The organism is Stagnihabitans tardus (assembly GCF_009925085.1).
GTDB classification, from domain to species: domain Bacteria; phylum Pseudomonadota; class Alphaproteobacteria; order Rhodobacterales; family Rhodobacteraceae; genus Stagnihabitans; species Stagnihabitans tardus.
On sequence record NZ_JAABNR010000093.1, the window covers coordinates 1 to 678 of the forward strand.

1 protein-coding gene and 1 pseudogene are annotated in these 678 nt (G+C 65.0%); both read right to left on the reverse strand.

Going from position 1 to position 678, the window contains the following annotated elements; all coding sequences use genetic code 11:
* Positions 1–76 precede the first annotated feature (76 nt).
* Entirely contained in the window at positions 77–490 is a 414-nt protein-coding gene (tnpA, locus tag GV832_RS21745; RefSeq protein ID WP_168776938.1) for an IS66-like element accessory protein TnpA, read from the reverse strand.
* A 62-nt stretch (positions 491–552) separates the two neighbouring features.
* Positions 553–678 (reverse strand): annotated as a pseudogene (locus GV832_RS21750) (IS66 family transposase); the annotation flags it as partial.

Consider the following 678-nt stretch of genomic DNA (forward strand, 5'->3'; position numbering starts at 1 on the left):
GCGAGGCTGTTCATCCCGCACCGCATGTCGGTCGCGCCGCCCGCAATCCAGACCTTTGCTGCCGCAGGGAACGCGATCATGCCCGATCCAGGACCTGAACCAGGCGCGCCAGCACCATCGGGTCGATCGTCACCCCGACCGCGAGCTTGCGCCCATTGCCCAAGGTAATCTCGATCCGATCACCACGATCAGCACCGGAACCGAGCGCCGACGGCGGCACTGACTTCGCCGACATCTCCGAAGCGACCTCAACCGCCAGGAATTGCGGCCGCCGCTCGCTGGCAAGCTGCCCGGCCCGATAGTCCCGACGCCACCGCGTCAATAGAGCCCGCGATATCCCATGCCGCCGCGCCGTCGCCGAACACTGCCGGAACCCGCGCAGGCTCTCCTCGACGATCCGGACCTTCTCGGCATCCGTCCACTCCCGCCGCCGACCTTTGTCGACGACAGAGAGAACCTCGAACTGTGATCTGAACTTAGAGTCATCCATAAGGTCAGCGTCTTAGCTGACCTCAGCCAATGGCGTCAGACGGCCCTAGCCGGAGGCTTACGGTCGAGGACCGGGGCGCGGGTCTCGTCCATGAAGAGCTTGGTTGATCGCTTCAAGTTGGCCATCAACGCGTCGTGGACAGGGCGAAGCTCGAAGGCGGCACGGCCGACCCAGTCCGCCAAGGTGGA